Genomic DNA, 15,137 nt, shown 5'->3' with positions numbered 1-15,137 from the left:
GGTCGCGCTCCAGCAGTTCGTGCGTCGCCACTGACTTTGATGGATTGGCCCCACCCCGGTGGTCGAGCTGTGCATGCCAAAACCTGCAGTTGGGGCGCTTCAGGTCCGGATCTCGACGACGGACGTGCCGGAGACGGCATCCGTCACGCCGAGCTCGGCGCCGAGATCCTCCAGCATATCGCGCATCGTATCGAGAAGGCCGATCATATGCGGCCGGGCCGCGGCGAGGCTGTTCATGTCGTCCCATTCACCGACGACGCAGAAGGTCCGGTCGCCGGTCCTGACGAGCGCGGCTTTGCGGAAGCCCTTGACGTCGAGCGTTGCCTTCTTGTGCGCGTCGATGAAGGCCTGTTCCTTGCCGGGCTTGGTGCGAAACCGAACGACATTGTAAGCGGTCATGCCTTCCTCCAATCCATAGCCAAATTAATAAATCGACCAGGCTTACGGGCGAGCCTCCAGAACCATGTTGAACGGCGTCTCGGTGGCGCGACGGAAACGGCGGAAGCCGCCGCCGGTAACCACCTTGCGCAGCCTTGCCTCGCCCGCCTGGGCGCCGAGGCCGAGCCCAACCTCCTGCGATAGCGAGGCAGGCGTGCAGATGAAGGTCGAGGCGGCGTAATAGATGCGCCCGACCGGATTGAGGTTCGCTGAAAGCTTGTCATGAGCGAAGGGTTCGACGATCATCCATGTGCCGTCCGGCTTCAGTGCCTTGTGCACATGCCTGGCCGCACCCTCCGGATCGCCCATGTCGTGCAGGCAGTCGAAGAAGGCGACAAGACCGTAGGTGCCAGGAAAATCCTTGGCCGCCGCCACTTCGAAGCGGGTGTTGCCGGCGACGCCGGCCTCTCTGGCTGCGGCGCGCGCCCGTTCGACGACGGGGCATGATAGTCGAAGCCGGTGAAGCGCGAATTCGGGAATGCCTTGGCCATGAGCACGGTCGATGCGCCGTGGCCGCAGCCGACGTCGGCGACGTCTATGCCACGCTCCAGCTTCTCGACCGCGCCATCGAGCGCCGGCAGCCAGGAGCCGATCAGATTGGCGTTTTAGCCCGGGCGGAAGAACCGTTCCGTGCCGCGAAATAGGCAGGCGCTGTGATCGTGCCAGCCCAGGCCCTTGCCCGAACGAAACGCCTGCCGCACCTTTTCTTCGTCAAGCCATAGCGTCGAGACGACCTCGAAGGCGCCGGCCATGAAGGTGGGGCTGTCCTCGTTGACGAAGACCTGTTCCTGCTCGGGGCTGAGGTAGAAGCTGTCGCTGGCCTCGTCGTATTCGACATAGCCGGCGGCCGCCTGCGCCGAAAGCCATTCACGCACAAGCCGCTCCTGCGTGCCGGTGTTTGCGGCAAGCTGCCCGGCGGTCATCTTGCCGCCCTCGCTCATCGCCGAGAACAGGCCGAGCCTGTCTCCCAGCAGCACGGCCGCCCCGGTGGTGATGGCGCCGAGATCGCCGACCATCTTTCCCAGCAGGGCCTCCAGCTTTTCCTGGTCGGGCTGTTTGTCCTTGTTGCGCTCCAGCATCGGCTTTTCCTCCGGCTCGATCCCAAACATCGGCCCAAGGCTGGACGCCTGATCCCGCCGCCGGGATGGGCTGGCCATGGACAGCGGAGAAAGTTTACCTAAGGATAGCACCTGCCGATAATGCCGAGTTCTGATTGCGGCGATGCATGCCGGGCATCAGCGGGGATGTGTCATGGAAATGCACGAAATTCGTTATTTTCTGGCCGCCTGCCAGACGCTCAACTTTCGCCAGGCGGCGGACCTTGTGAATATCACTCAGCCTGCGCTCACCCGCGCCATACAGAAGCTGGAAGCGGAACTCGGCGGACTGCTCTTCCATCGCGACAAGGGCCATGTCCAGCTCAACGATTTCGGTCGCCTGATGCGGAGTCATCTCGACGAAATCGCGCAGCGCTCGGAGCATGCCAAGCGCACCGCCAGAAGCTTTCTGTCGCTCGAGACGGCGCCGGTGACGCTCGGCGTGATGTGCACTATCGGGCCGCTGCGCTTTATCGGCTTCCTCAATGCATTTCGCGAACGGTTTCCCGGAATCGAGGTGACCGTAATCGAAGGCGCCGCTGACCACCTCACCGACCTTTTGCTGCAAGGCAAGCTGGACATCGCGCTCTTGGCGCGCCCGGAGCCATTCGATCATCGGCTGAGGGCGGAGCAGGTCTATACGGAACGCTTCGGGCTCGCTTTCTCAACCGGGCATCCGTTCGAGACGCGGAATACGCTGCAACTGACGGATGTGCGCAACGAGCCCTATCTCGAGCGTATCAACTGCGAATATGGGAATCGCATCGACGAGCTCTGCCAAAACCTCGGCTTCGAGATCAAGAGCGCCTATCGCAGCGAGCGCGAGGACTGGATCCTGGCTATGGTAGCCGCGGGAATGGGCGTCTGCTTCATCGCGGAATTCTCCGCCAGCCAGCCGGGCGTCTGCCACAGGCTGGTCGTCGACCCAGAGATCGTGCGCGAGGTGTCACTGGTCTCCGTCGCGGATCGACTGCCTTCGCCCGCCATCTCTGCATTTGCCAAGGCGGTGATGGAGTATGACTGGCACATACCGATGACGGCGGGATCGACTGGTCTCTAAGTCCACAGTCCGCCTTCCGCGTCAGCAAACATGCGCCATACGATCACATCTTCGTGTCGATGTAACTGACCGCAATGTCGGGCGAACCCACGAATGGGGCAACTGTGCCCCGCAAAAATGGGAGTATTCCGAATGCATTCGTTGAAAATCTTCGTCGCCGCCAGCATTGCCGCTCTTTGCGCCTCGCAAGCATTCGCCGAGGACACGATGGGCACGATGTCCATGATGAAGGGCGGGCAAGTGACAGCCGTCATGCCCGACGGGCATATGGGCACCATGATGCCGGACGCCAAGATGAGCGCCGAAATGATGAAAATGGCCAAGCCGATCAAGCATTGCATGATGATGATGACCGACGCCAAGGGCAAAACCTACATGGTCGATACATCGACCAAGAAGGCCCAGGCCGAGTGTGAAAAAATGGCGATGTGAGGAGCCATCGCGCCCGTCAATGCTTCCATCCCGCCGGCACGCGCGCCGGCGGGATGTCCCATCGATCCTCCGCCATCGAGACCATGTCACTGCCGTGGTTGCTGTCCTCGCCAGCCAAAGCTGTTGCTTCGCAAGGTTGATCGGCTCGGTGGGTGTGTTAGGCCGGGTCTATTACGAAGGGACCCAACATGGCACGCATATCGCGACGACATCCGATGCTGCGACGCTCGCAGGCGATGTGGGTTTCGCGTCGCGTCTGGCAGCCGCGCATTGTCTTCTGGGCAGGCGCCATTTCGATCGGACTGATCAGCGTGCTGTTCGCGGTGCTTGCCGATCAAGCGCAGGCGCTATTCCATTCCGTCATCGACACCGATAGCGGCTGGCGCTTTTACCTGCCACTCGTGCTGACGCCGCTCGGCTTCGTTCTCTGCGCCTGGCTTGCGCATTCCTTCTTTCCAGGCTCGCAGGGCAGCGGCATTCCGCAGGCGATCGCCGCGCGCCATCTGCGTGATGACGACGACCGCGGCCATATCCTGTCGTTGCGGCTGGTAGTGGGCAAGATCGCGCTCACCGTCGTCGGTCTAGGTTGCGGGGCCTCGATTGGCCGCGAGGGACCGACAGTGCAGGTCGGCGCCTCTCTGATGCTGCAGGTCGCGCGCTGGGGTGGCATGGCGCAGGCGCGCGGGCTGATCCTGGCCGGGTCGGCGGCAGGCATAGCGGCAGCCTTCAACACACCGCTTGCCGGCATTGTCTTCGCTATCGAAGAGATGGGTCGCGCCTATGAATCTCGGACCAATGGGCTGGTGTTAACGGCGGTGATCCTCGCTGGACTTGCCTCGTTGGGCCTGGTCGGAAACTACACTTACTTCGGAGTCGCCAAAGAAACAGTGGCCTTTGCCAGCGACTGGCCGCTGGTGCTTGCCTGTGGCATCATCGGCGGCGGTGTCGGCGCGCTATTTTCTCTGCTGGCGCTGAACGCGATGCGCCGCATCCGGCGCTGGAACGCGTTCCAGCCGCTCTGGCGCACAATGGTTGTGGCAGGCATTTGCGGGCTGGCGGTGGCCGCGATCGGGATCGCCTCGAATGGCCTCACCTTCGGCACCGGCTATGCGCAGGCGCGGGGAGCCATCGAAGGCACGCCGCTGCCGGCGTTCTTCTTTGCTGGGAAATTCGCAGCTGGCCTGCTCTCGATGGTTTCGGGCATTCCGGGCGGCATCTTCGCGCCATCGCTGGCCGTAGGAGCCGGCCTTGGCAGCACGCTTGGCCTACTCCTCGGCGGCGCCACCGGCACCGCTGCGCTGCTTGGCATGGCCGGCTATTTCGCCGGCGTTGTGCAGGCTCCGATGACAGCCTTCGTCATCATCCTCGAAATGACCGGCAACCACGACAATGTCATTGCGCTGATGTGCGCATCGATGCTGGGCTATGGGACAGCGCGATTGATTTCGAACGAGCCGCTCTACCACGCCCTATCTCGCCTTTTCATCGCCGAGGCGATCCGGCGGAGAAGATCCAGAAATCTCGAAACATCCGGCTCTGCCGCTTAGAGCCCAGCTTGAGTTTGTCGATTGAAAGACATGCTGGCGAACTTTCTTGTGGATCCGGTGTGCGAGAATCAACATCGTCTGAAGAGGCGAGACGACTTGCATAAATCCGTATTCGCCCCGCGGCGAGTGCCCGTTACGGCCTCACAGCAACGCGACCGTTGCCGGAGTTAGTGGCGACGGCAAGACCGAAGATCGATACGTCAACCTTTGAGGTGCACCTAGCTCAGGTGAGAGGTGTTAGCTTAGGAACGGCGGACTGCGACGCGGTGTCCAGTGGGTTGGACAAGGCTCCTTCATCCAGCTTTCAGTGCACGGGTGAAGATGCACATCAGGTCAGCCTCCTCGACTGAAATATTCAGGTTTTGGAGGCCGAAGAGATTCGATCGGCTATATAGTCGAGTGAGAAAACCCCAGCACCACGCGTAAGCACCAGCAGCAACAGCGATGCCCACAGCAGATGCTCGGCCCAGTTCTCAGGGAACACGAAGATCTGGATAACCGAAACGACGCCGAGCAGCATCAGCGCGCCGAGACGCGAGAACAGCCCCAGGAAAAGCAGCACCGCCCCGGTGATCTCTGCCGTTGTCGCCAGCGGCGCCGCGATCGACGGATCGATGAGGGGTAGATTGTATTCGCTGGCGAACAGCTGCAGCGTCACCGGCCAAGACGCCAGCTTCGATTGTGCAGACTGCCAGAAGACATGCGCAATCGCCACTCGAGCCGCGAGCTGGACCAGCGAAAATGGTATACGCTCCGGCAAGCTGATCACTCGTCGGTAAACACCAACAAGGCCGGCAGGGCGAGGCGTGGAATATTCTGGTATCGCAGTCATGATCGTCTCCTTCAGTTTGAGAGAGGGGGCACCGGGACGCGCACGTCGGTGACGAGCCTGTCGCGGAACAGACGCACAAGCGCTGAAACCAGGTCGAAGGCCGGGTCGAGCGCCAAGGCGCGGCCAGTGGCATGCTCAAGGCCGAAGCCGTGCTTCAGCGAATGCCAGAAGCCGAAGCTCGCGCGGTCGAGCAGAAAAAGCCGCACGTAGTTCCCCGATCGCCACAGCGCCACCCGTTCAGGGCGTCTTGTCCAGGTGATTTTTTCATCGACCGCAGTCTCCTTTTGATGCTCCATCCATACCGATAGGATCGACCAGTGGGAGACCATCAGTCGCAGTGAGGGCTGGAGCAGGATATCCGGCGACAGCCCAAGGTCGGTGCTGTCGTATTCTGCGAGACTGCGGGCCGGCAGCGAAGCTGTATCGAGCGCTTCGGCAATGGCCCATTCGAGCCGAGCCGTCTCGGCGACGATCGGCATGTCGGACAGGGTGTCGATGGTCTTCAGGAAGCGAGGGAAGCCCGCGCCATAACGCGCCAGGCGTGACTCCGCCGGCGGATGCCGTCGAATGAACTCGCTCGCCATGAAGCGGAAGAAACGTTCGTCCACGAGGCGGGCCGTAACGGGGAAGACGGCCATCAGCACCGCGGTCAAGGAACTGCGCGTGTTGTTCTGGTAGATGCGCAGGCGAGCCATTGGGTCGGCCTTGCCAGCGGTCAGCATTTTCGCGTCGATCAGTGGCTCCATGGCCAGCACCGAGCGCGCCACCATGGTCTGCAGATGTTCAAGCGGCAGCATGATATCCTCCCTCGATTGTCGGCAAGGCCATGTGCATGGCCGGTCTGGCTCTGGCAGCGGCAAATGCCGCAAGCACAGGCATGCTGGTTCGCGTGCTTTCGAAAGCTGGCAGGCTGGACACCGGCAGGACCGTGGTTGGGGCGGTCTGCCTCGCGGCCTGCTTGCGGCCGAACATGATCGAAGCGGAGAGCATGTCGGCCCACATAGCCTCGCCGAGCAGCACGTCGAGAACCGGAACATCGGTATCCCATTCGATCAGCGTAGGGCGCGGCCCGAGATGGCTGATGGCATGGTGATAGAGCCCCCAGACAACCGGCGGCACGCGAGAGCCGTGGTCGTCGATAAGCACGGTGTCGCCGCCGACCTGATTGGTCGCATGGCCGGCAAGGTGGATCTCACCGATGGCATCGGCAGGCAAAGCGTCGATGAAGGTCTTTGCGTCGTATTGGAGATTGTGCGCCGAAACCTGGACATTGTTGACGTCCAGAAGCAGGCCGCAGCCAGTTTGCGCCACCAGCTCGGCCAGAAATTCAGCTTCATTCATGGAGGAGTCGGCAAACGCGACATAGGCGGACAGGTTCTCGATCAGCACACGTCGCTTCAACGTATCCTGGACGGTCGCTATGTTTCGCGCCACGATCGCCAGCGCCTCTTCGTCATAGCGAAGCGGCAGCAGGTCGTTGAGATAGGCTCCGTCGGCAACGCTCCAGGCAAGATGCTCCGAAACGAGATCGGGCTGGAACCGCTCGCAGACCTTTCGCAGCCTTTCCAGATGATCGCGGTCCACGCCTTGCGCGCTGCCCAGAGACAGGCCAACACCGTGAACTGACAGCGGATATATCTGGCGCAGCCGTTCAAGCGCCTCGACGGCGGTGCCGTCGCCCATATAATTCTCGGCATGCACCTCGAGCCAGCCGGCGGAGGGCCTGCGGCTCAACATTTCGCTGATATGAGGAGAGCGAAGACCGATGCCCGCGGTTGCGGGGATGGCGACACCTTGAAATGCACGGGGCATCGGTCTGCTCCCTTCCAAAGGGGGTTGGCTTGAAGTCTGGGTCGGTCAGGCTTTCGGCTTGTCGCTGCCGCCGGTGATCTTGGCGCAGCTGCCGGCCGGCACGTAGAGCCACGAGTCCGGCTGGTTGTCGGCGGTCGAGGTGCCGGCACATGAATGCGTCGCGGTCTGGCAGTCGTTCTGGCCGGCCTTGACGACGCCATAGCACTTCTCGAACGAGAAGCTGGGCTGAGCAGCCGGGCCGCTATAGGCTGCAGATGCAGCAAGCGAGGTGGCGGCTGCGAGGGCCGATCCGATGAGGGTCTTGGTGTTGATCACGGTCGTTCTCCTGGTTGCGTTTAGAGGGAAGACTGACCTGGCGGCCTGTCTGCAAGCAGTGTTGTCCAATGCGCGATGAAGCTGAAATGCTGTCTCGGCATGGATTTGATACGCGGTCACTATGTTGAGGAGGGTAACGACCAAAGCCCTCCGGCGGGGAACCGGAGGGCTTTGGCGCCTACACTTCGTGAGCGCGGAGAGGCAGGCGCGGCCAAGCGGAGGGAGGCGCCTAGACGTATCGATTTTTGCTGTCGACGACTGAGCTTTCGCTCAAGCTTGGATGGCCAGCGAGAAGCCATTCCTCGGCCCGCTGCCGTCCACGGTCACGCATGTCGGTCAATTCGCCCCAGTCGGTCCAGGGCCTGGTAAACAGCGCAGCACTTGTTCTGTGATGACTGTCAAGAGGACAGATGCAGAGTTCAAGGCATTTGCGGCGAGGCGGTGAGCACAAGGCGTCATGCCCTCGGAGGGTTTGCCGCTGACAATCAGCCAATGCCCAGCCTCGATTTGCTGCACTGCTGGCAAGGCCGAAAAATCGCCTTCACCCCAATATGGATCGCCATCGATTTCCACGGCGGGAAAGAGGAATGGGACTGTCGCTCCCGCCAGGATCGCGTCGATCGACAACTGGTCGCCGGAGAAAATCGTGACGGTGTCGGTGAGGGCGTTCGAAGCCAGGATGTTGAGCTTCAACGGGCAGCTTTCCTTGCGGATCTCGGCAATGTCGATGGACTGTTCCAGGATCGATCTCAGCGGCTTGGCTGTATCGGCCGCGAACATCGTTGCATGGCTGACACGCCGCCAGAAATTGGTAAGCGCCGTCCTTGCCCCACGCCTGCCGCCCAGAGCCAGTCCGTAGGCAAGAACCGCTGCCTCCATGCCTCCGAAACCGGATGCAGTGATGCTGCGGAAGGAAAGGCGAGGCTCATCCAGCAAGCGATCGAGCACGCCCCAGACAAATGCGCCGTGTGCGTCGTTTGTCAGCGTAATGTCGATCAGCTGGCTGTCTTCCGTCGCCGGTCTTGCACCGGCAACAAAGCCATGGTCGGTTGCGGCCTGGATTTGCATCTTTTGGATCTCCTCCCGAAGAACGCCAGGGAAGGCGTTTGATGGAGACACTGCCGCATGATCCTTCATTGGCGAAATGCCAAGCTGGCATGAACTCCATAGTCAGATTGCATTGGCGGCAATCTCTTCCGCGCCGCAAGATTTGCGAGGCTGGCGAGTATCCGACGATCTCGCTTTGGAGCTGGCGCCACGACCTTCGCCGGCAGGCCTTCAGCACCAAAAGGAGCGTGTCATGAGAATACGAAATGTCTGTTTGGGGGCGTTCGCCCTCGCTCTTTTAGCCGGGCCTGCATCCGCCGATGCCTTCAGCGATCTGGCGTCGCTGCCGTCATTCTATAGCGATGCCGGCATGAAAACGATGAAGCCGATGGCCGGTTTCAAAAAGGCTTGGCTGACTGCGCCCCGGGGTGATCGGGACAAGATGATGAAGATGTGCAATGACGCAGCCATGAGCAAGCCGCACGCAGCGTTCTGCGCCAATGTATTGGCGCTTGGCGGCGCCAACTGAGCTGCACCGACTGTGCCGGGCAACACAGGAATGATGTCACAATGGCGAGCGGTCTGCTCGCCACCGTCTTTTGGTGATGGCCAGCTGCTGCGCAACGCAAGTAGTCCGCAGCGCGCGCTGTCGCGGCGCCATGACGGACCGCTATCGACTTTATAGCCGCAGTGCATTGGCGCCAAAGCGAGCCTTGCGGCAGTCTCCGAAGCGCGAACAACCTCGTGCAATTGGGGATAAATCGGCATGGACGTTCACCACATCCGCTACTTCCTGGCAGTGTGCGAGACACGAAACTTCACGCGCGCGGGCGAAAAGTGCAACGTCACTCAGCCGGCTCTGTCCCGCGCGATTCAACAACTCGAGGAAGAGGTCGGAGGGCTGCTGTTTCGCCGTGAACGAAGCTTGACCCACCTGACCGACCTGGGTGTGCTGCTTCGCCCCCGTTTTCAGCAGATTCTCGACGAACTGACTGGAGTGCGGCAGGAGGCATCGAGATTCCTGTGCCTGGAAAACGCCAACCTGAAGGTCGGAGTCATGTGCACAATCGGCCCCCGTCGCTTCACCGGTCTTCTGACCGAATTCAACCGGCGTCAGCAGGGCATCCAGCTGCAATTGGTTGAGGGTGTCCCGGCATCGCTCTCCCAGCTTCTGGAGTCCGGCGAGATCGACGTCGCCATCATGGCCTCGAGCGACAGCTTCCCGGACCGCTTTGACGTCACACCGCTTTATCGCGAGCGCTTTGTCCTCGCCTTTCCAAATGGCCATCGGCTGGCCCGCAATGACAACGTTGCCATCTCCGAACTCGATGGCGAAAATTATCTCAGGCGCCTGAATTGTGAGTATCGCGATCATCTTGCTGGTCTCTGCAATGATCGTGGCGTCAAGCTCAGGATCTCCTACGCCAGCGAGCGCGAGGACTGGATCCAGAACATGGTGTCCGGAGGGCTAGGTATCTGCTTCATCCCTGAATTCAGTGCGGTGATTCCGGGCCTGCAGGTCCGTCCCGTCATCGATCCTGAGGTCTGGCGGGAAGTATCCCTGGTCGTCGTTGCGGGACGCAGGTTCTCGCCTGCGGCGTCGGCTTTCGTGAACAGCGTCAAGGCGCATGGCTGGCCTGAGAGCCCAATAGCCCAGGCGATCCACAAAAACGCAGCCTGAAGCAAAACGACCAAATTCTGGGAGCGTGCGACAAGTCTTGTCGTGCGCTTTTTTATGCGCTCGCGTCGTTCGACGATAGTTTTCAGGTATCGAATTGAAAGCCAGTCAGCATTTCTCTTTTCTGATCGCTCCCGTCACTCTCCTCGTCATGCCCCGCCTCCCGCGTTTGGGCACCGACAAAGGAGATACAAGATGGCTACCAAGAAACTCACTCTGGCGTTTGCGGCAGGTCTGCTTTCGGCAACCGCTGCATTTTCCTCTGCCCCGGCCTTCGCCGGCGACTGCCCAGCCGGCCAGGCCGCAACGACTGATATCCAGGAACATCCCAGCAAACCGGTTGGCGTTGTCGACACGGTTCTCTCTGCGATCGATCTGAGCAGCAAGGGCGAGGCCTGGAAGGGCAATATGCTGCGCCTTCGCAAGCTCGTCGTTCAGCCCGGCGGCGTCGTGCCATGGCATGAACACAACGTCCGCCCGGCCAACATCCTCATCATCGAAGGCTCGATCACCGAATACCGCAGCACCTGTAAAGTGGGCATCGAGCACCCGGCTGGCGATGTGACTGCCGAGTTCGGCCAGCTCGCCCATTGGTGGAAGAACAACGGCAAGGTGCCCGCCGTGCTCTATTCCGCCGACGTCCTGCCGCCCGCGATGCCCGACGACCACATGATGTGATCCGCGTCTTTCGACGACGTCTTCCCGTAACCCCCCATTGAAGCGCGTCCTCGGGCAGCCGCCTGGGGACGTGTGGCCACGGAGCCCTGTCATGACGACCAGTGGATTGAGTGAACCAACGCGGCTCCGAATGGTTGCTGCGGATGGCCGGCGCTTCGGCCTGATCGCCCTGATTGCGTTCCTGACGCTTGTCGATCTCTTCGCCACTCAGGCCATACTGCCGTCGCTGGTCATCAAGTTCGGCGTCAGCCGCGCCACGATGGGTCTCGCGGTCAATGCCAGCACGTTCGGCATGGCTGTGGCCGGCATCGCGGTCGCGCTTTTCGGGCGCGGCATCGATCGCCGCAACGGCATCTGGATCAGCCTGGCCGTCCTGTCGATACCGACGACGCTGCTTTCGCAGACCGACAACATAATCGTGTTCGCCTTGCTGCGGGTCGCACAGGGCCTATGCATGTCAACCGCTTTCACGCTGACGATGGCCTATCTGGCCGAACATTTTTCATCGCGCCAAACGACCGGCGCGCTTGCGGCCTACGTGACCGGCAACGTCGCCAGCAATTTCTTCGGCAGGCTTATGTCGGCCGCCGTCGCCGATACGTTCGGCATCTCCACCAACTTCCTGACGTTCGCCGCCCTCAATCTGATTGGCGCGGCTCTTGTATGGTTTACGCTGCAAAAGACATCCGCAACTATGGGCGCCGACGCCATGGGCCAACCCGCGCGCGCGGCCTGGAAAGGCGCACTGAAGGACGCCGAGCTACGCGCCTGTTTCGCGATCGGCTTCATGATCCTCTTCGTGTTCATCGGCACTTTCACCTATGTGAACTTCCAGCTTGTCGCCACTCCGCTATCGCTGTCGCCGATGGCACTGGGTCTTGTCTATTTCGTCTTCCTGCCCTCCATGCTGACCACGCCGCTGGCAGGGCGCGTTGCTGCCGGCCTAGGCCCCAGGGTGGGGATCGGTGCAACACTTGCGCTGGCGATCCTCGGTTTGCTTCTGCTGCTTGCGACCAGTCTGCCGATCGTTCTTGCCGGGATGGCGCTTGTCGCCGTAGGCACCTTCCTGGCGCAGGCGATAGCCACCGGCCACGTCAGCCGGACCGTATCGCGTGATCGCACCGCGGCAAGCGGCATTTACCTCGCATCCTATTATGCGGGCGGGCTCGCGGGCAGTTTCGTCCTCGGCCAGATCTATGACCGGATTGGCTGGACCGCATGTGTGACCGTGCTTGTCGCTGTGCTTGCCTGTGCGGTTGCTGTCGCGGGGGTGCTGAAGACGCCAACAGTCTGACCGGCACGAACGGTGAGCCGAAGAAAGTCGCGCCGACGAGCAAGGCGCTGTGAATTCCATCGCTCAACTTAACGTCACGACAAACCCAAGGAGACTGACATGACCACTTATATGAAAACCCTGATTGCCGGCGCTGCCATACTGGTGGCGATCGTCGTCCCTGCCGCCGCCTCGGATGGCGTCGTGACGGTGAAGAGCGACTACTCCGTCGCTGAAACCGTTGCCCGCATCAAGAAGGACGTCCTCAAGAAAGGCATTATGTTCTTCGGCGTCATCGACCAAGCGAAGCTTGGCAACAAAGCAGGCAACGATGTCAAACCGTCGCGTCTTGTGATGTTCGGCAATCCGGCCCTGGGCACGACCTTCATCACGGCCAACCCCGAAGCCGGCCTCGACTGGCCGGTGCGCGTGCTGGTCTATCAGACGGCCGATGGCGGGGTCTACGCCGCCTATACCGATTTCGACTGGATCGCCAAGCGTCATGGCATCACCGACCGGGCGCCGCAGTTCAAAATGGCCACGGAAGTCATCCAGTCGGTTACCTCGACGATCAAGAAGAACTAGCGCCCGGGATCCAGCGAGATTATTCGGCGACAGCGGCGGGCAGAGTGCTCGCCGGTTCCCCGAACCATTTCTCTTGCAGGAGCGCGCCGACCGCCGGCGGTGTCTGCGGCCGCGCCGTGACGAGATTGACCTCATGTCCTTCACGCGAACGAAAGGTGGTTCGCCGGCCGGTGAAAAAGCCAGCCGGCTGGGGTCTCAGCCCGCCGGAGGAATGAGACCGGATCTGACCGTCGGCTATCGAATCCATGTCTCAACGGCATTTCCGATGTCCGGGGCCAGGGGTCATACTTTTCATCAACAGACAGAACTCGGAAACCACCCGGCGGCAGGCGGTCATGACCAGCTCGCGCTCAGATCGAAGGAGATCACCATGCTCACAGGAAAAACCGCGCTGATAACAGGCTCTACCAGTGGCATTGGCCAGGGGATCGCCGAAGCATTTGCCGCCAAAGGCTGCAATATCGTCCTCAACGGTTTTGGCGATGCCAAGGAGATCGAGAAGCTGCGGGCGGGTATTGCCGCGGAGCACGGTGTGACCGTCCGCTATGACGGCGCGGACATGAGCAAGGGCGACGCCATCACCGCGATGATGGACAAGGCGATCGCCGAGTTCGGCGCGATCGACATCCTGGTCAACAATGCCGGCATCCAGCATGTCGCGCCGATCGATGACTTTCCGATCGAAAAATTTGAAGCAGTCGTGGCGATCGACCTGATGTCGTCGTTCTATACGATCCGGCGCGCGTTGCAGGCCATGAAAGAACGCAAATGGGGCCGCATTATCAATGTCGCCTCGGCACACGCTCTCGTCGCTTCGCCATACAAGTCAGCCTATGTCGCCGCCAAGCACGGCGTTGCCGGGTTGACCAAGACGGTCGCGCTGGAAGTCGCCGAGCAGGGCATCACCGTTAACGCTGTCTGCCCGGGCTATGTGCTGACCCCGCTGGTCGAGAAGCAGATACCGGACACGGCCAAGGCACGCGGGATCACCGAGGAGCAGGTGATCAAGGACGTCCTTCTCGCTGCCCAACCGACCAAAAAATTCGTGACAGTTGCTCAGGTTGCGGCGCTCTGCCTGTTCATGGCCTCGGACGATGCAGCTTCGATCACCGGCGCCATCATCCCGATCGAAGGCGGTTGGACGGCTCACTGAACCCGAACGAGGAATAAAGACCATGAACAAGATCACCCGCAATCCGCCCGTGTCCGAGGCCGAGCCAAAGATCGACCGTCTGGCAGACAGCGCCGCCAAGCGGCAGACGGTGTTGGTTCTTCAGGGCGGCGGCGCGCTCGGCGCCTATCAGGCCGGCGTCTACCAGGCGCTGGTCGAGGGTGGCATCGAACCGGATTGGGTTATCGGCACGTCGATCGGGGCTATCAACGCCGCGTTGATCGCCGGAAACGAACCAACGGTTCGGCTCGCGAGGCTTCAAGAGTTCTGGGAAGGCGTCAGCCGGATCAGCCCGCTCGATGAGTTTTTCGCAATGATGGTTCCGAGCAACGTCTTTGCCAATATGGGCACCGTGATGCGCGGCATACCGGGGTTCTTCGAACCGAATCCAAGTGCCATGTTCGGAGTGAACCGCGAAGTGGGTGTCGAGAACGCCTCCTACTACACGACCGATCCACTCAAGCGGACGCTGAATGACCTGATCGACTTCGACTATCTCAACCGGCGCCATACCCGGCTGACGGTCGGGGCGGTCAACGTCAACACCAGTGAACTCAAATACTTCGACACCCGCGAGATGACCCTGTCGGCGGCGCACATCATGGCGTCGGGTGCCTTGCCGCCGGCGTTTCCGGCGGTCTGTATCGACGGCGAGCCTTACTGGGATGGCGGCATCTATTCGAACACGCCGATCGAGGTCGTGCTCGACGCGCGTCCGCGCCGCGACGCGCTGATCTTTGCCGTCAACATGTGGCAGCCCCGCGCCACCGAGCCGAAATCGATCTGGCAAGTCATGGGCCGGCAAAAGGACCTTCAATTCGCAAGTCGCGGCAAGAGCCACGTGGCCCGGCAGGAGCAATTGCATCGTCTGCGCCACGTCGTGCGTGAAATGGGAAAGCTCGTCCCGGACGAGCGGCGCGAGGATCCGATGTTCAAGGAATTGGCCTCCTATGGCTGCCCGTCGGTCATGCACCTTGTGCGGTTGCTTTCACCGCGCCTCGACGGCGAGGACCACACCAAGGATATCGACTTCACCCGCGCCGGCATCCGTACCCGCTGGCAGGCCGGCTACGAGCATGGCCAGCGCGTTCTCGCGGAGAAGCCATGGGAGTGCGAAGTCGACATGCTGCAGGGCATCGTCATCCACGAATCGCAAGAGTGACATCTTCGAG

16 protein-coding genes and 1 pseudogene are annotated in these 15,137 nt (G+C 61.3%); 10 read left to right on the top strand and 7 right to left on the bottom strand.

The window, feature by feature from the left end:
- Window positions 1–99: 99 nt before the first annotated feature.
- Complete coding sequence (locus X771_RS163335) at window positions 100–399, bottom strand: antibiotic biosynthesis monooxygenase family protein (protein ID WP_023686292.1); 300 nt, start codon at window positions 397–399, stop codon at window positions 100–102.
- A 42-nt stretch (window positions 400–441) separates the two neighbouring features.
- A pseudogene (locus tag X771_RS01000000164620) lies at window positions 442–1,517 on the bottom strand (class I SAM-dependent methyltransferase).
- Window positions 1,518–1,689: 172 nt separating this feature from the next.
- Here X771_RS01000000164620 and X771_RS163340 point away from each other — a divergent pair.
- From X771_RS163340 to X771_RS163350, 3 genes are all read left to right on the top strand, one after another.
- On the top strand, window positions 1,690–2,595 hold the full coding sequence (locus tag X771_RS163340) for a LysR family transcriptional regulator (RefSeq protein ID WP_023683382.1): 906 nt from the start codon (window positions 1,690–1,692) through the stop codon (window positions 2,593–2,595).
- Between the two features lie 132 nt (window positions 2,596–2,727).
- Window positions 2,728–3,027 (top strand): hypothetical protein, encoded by a 300-nt coding sequence (locus tag X771_RS163345; RefSeq protein WP_023683381.1) that lies wholly within the window; start codon window positions 2,728–2,730, stop codon window positions 3,025–3,027.
- Between the two features lie 188 nt (window positions 3,028–3,215).
- Window positions 3,216–4,574 (top strand): chloride channel protein, encoded by a 1,359-nt coding sequence (locus tag X771_RS163350; protein WP_023686291.1) that lies wholly within the window; start codon window positions 3,216–3,218, stop codon window positions 4,572–4,574.
- A 355-nt stretch (window positions 4,575–4,929) separates the two neighbouring features.
- Here the strand turns inward: X771_RS163350 and X771_RS163355 are convergent, their stop codons facing one another.
- From X771_RS163355 to X771_RS01000000164615, 5 genes are all read right to left on the bottom strand, one after another.
- Window positions 4,930–5,406: a DoxX family protein gene (locus X771_RS163355; protein WP_023686290.1), complete on the bottom strand. Its 477-nt coding sequence runs from the start codon at window positions 5,404–5,406 to the stop codon at window positions 4,930–4,932.
- A gap of 11 nt (window positions 5,407–5,417) precedes the next feature.
- Complete coding sequence (locus X771_RS163360; protein WP_023683378.1) at window positions 5,418–6,203, bottom strand: DNA-binding domain-containing protein; 786 nt, start codon at window positions 6,201–6,203, stop codon at window positions 5,418–5,420.
- Window positions 6,190–7,218 carry a DUF692 domain-containing protein gene (locus X771_RS163365; RefSeq protein ID WP_023686289.1) on the bottom strand — a complete coding sequence of 343 codons (1,029 nt, stop codon included), beginning with the start codon at window positions 7,216–7,218 and terminating at the stop codon, window positions 6,190–6,192. Before X771_RS163365 ends, X771_RS163360 begins: the two co-directional genes overlap by 14 nt.
- 45 nt (window positions 7,219–7,263) lie before the next feature.
- Window positions 7,264–7,533: a DUF2282 domain-containing protein gene (locus X771_RS163370; RefSeq protein WP_023683376.1), complete on the bottom strand. Its 270-nt coding sequence runs from the start codon at window positions 7,531–7,533 to the stop codon at window positions 7,264–7,266.
- Window positions 7,534–7,869: 336 nt separating this feature from the next.
- Window positions 7,870–8,601, bottom strand: coding sequence for a patatin-like phospholipase family protein (locus X771_RS01000000164615; RefSeq protein ID WP_023686288.1), 732 nt, complete (start codon window positions 8,599–8,601; stop codon window positions 7,870–7,872).
- Window positions 8,602–8,677: 76 nt separating this feature from the next.
- Between X771_RS01000000164615 and X771_RS1000000169040 the strand changes: the two genes are divergently transcribed.
- From X771_RS1000000169040 to X771_RS163405, 7 genes are all read left to right on the top strand, one after another.
- Window positions 8,678–9,109, top strand: coding sequence for a hypothetical protein (locus tag X771_RS1000000169040; protein WP_245261696.1), 432 nt, complete (start codon window positions 8,678–8,680; stop codon window positions 9,107–9,109).
- A 237-nt stretch (window positions 9,110–9,346) separates the two neighbouring features.
- Entirely contained in the window at window positions 9,347–10,261 is a 915-nt protein-coding gene (locus X771_RS163380; RefSeq protein WP_023683373.1) for a LysR family transcriptional regulator, read from the top strand.
- A gap of 192 nt (window positions 10,262–10,453) precedes the next feature.
- A complete protein-coding gene (locus tag X771_RS163385) occupies window positions 10,454–10,936 on the top strand; it encodes a cupin (protein ID WP_023683372.1) in 483 nt (160 codons plus the stop codon).
- 130 nt (window positions 10,937–11,066) lie between these two features.
- The gene (locus X771_RS163390) at window positions 11,067–12,230 is read left to right on the top strand and encodes an MFS transporter (RefSeq protein WP_023683371.1); all 1,164 of its coding nucleotides are present in this window, start codon (window positions 11,067–11,069) and stop codon (window positions 12,228–12,230) included.
- A gap of 111 nt (window positions 12,231–12,341) precedes the next feature.
- A complete protein-coding gene (locus X771_RS163395; protein ID WP_245261723.1) occupies window positions 12,342–12,794 on the top strand; it encodes a DUF302 domain-containing protein in 453 nt (150 codons plus the stop codon).
- A 370-nt stretch (window positions 12,795–13,164) separates the two neighbouring features.
- Window positions 13,165–13,947, top strand: a complete 783-nt coding sequence (locus tag X771_RS163400; protein WP_023686285.1) for a 3-hydroxybutyrate dehydrogenase — start codon at window positions 13,165–13,167, stop codon at window positions 13,945–13,947.
- A 22-nt stretch (window positions 13,948–13,969) separates the two neighbouring features.
- Window positions 13,970–15,127: a patatin-like phospholipase family protein gene (locus tag X771_RS163405; RefSeq protein ID WP_023683367.1), complete on the top strand. Its 1,158-nt coding sequence runs from the start codon at window positions 13,970–13,972 to the stop codon at window positions 15,125–15,127.
- Window positions 15,128–15,137 lie beyond the last annotated feature (10 nt).

Source organism: Mesorhizobium sp. LSJC269B00, assembly GCF_000502815.1.
Lineage (GTDB): Bacteria > Pseudomonadota > Alphaproteobacteria > Rhizobiales > Rhizobiaceae > Mesorhizobium.
The sequence above is the reverse complement of the archived record's forward strand: the minus strand, read 5'-3'. Positions and strand labels throughout refer to the sequence as shown.